The 243-nt window shown below is 53.9% G+C and carries 1 pseudogene; it reads left to right on the top strand.

Going from position 1 to position 243, the window contains the following annotated elements:
• Positions 1-95: 95 nt before the first annotated feature.
• Positions 96-243, top strand: a pseudogene (locus ACV22V_RS32730) (IS3 family transposase); the annotation flags it as partial.

The following is a 243-nucleotide window of genomic DNA, read 5'->3' as shown; positions in this document are numbered from 1 at the left end:
ATGAATGCCGGCTTAGAGTCGCTGTTCGAGGCAAAGATGGATGTGAATTCGCGAAGTGACACGCTTTCGTCCCGCAAACGTTCGCTTTCTGGACGGTCTATCATCAACGCTTCGCGACGCGCGAGCAGGCACGCCTTGCGATCAGCGAATACATCGAAATCTTCTACAACCGGCAACTCACACAGGCGCGTCTGAACTACCAATCGCCTGTCGCGTTCACGCAGCGCTTCTATCTGAAACAGA

This window comes from Burkholderia sp. AW33-5 (assembly GCF_053427615.1).
The sequence above is the reverse complement of the archived record's forward strand: the minus strand, read 5'-3'. Positions and strand labels throughout refer to the sequence as shown.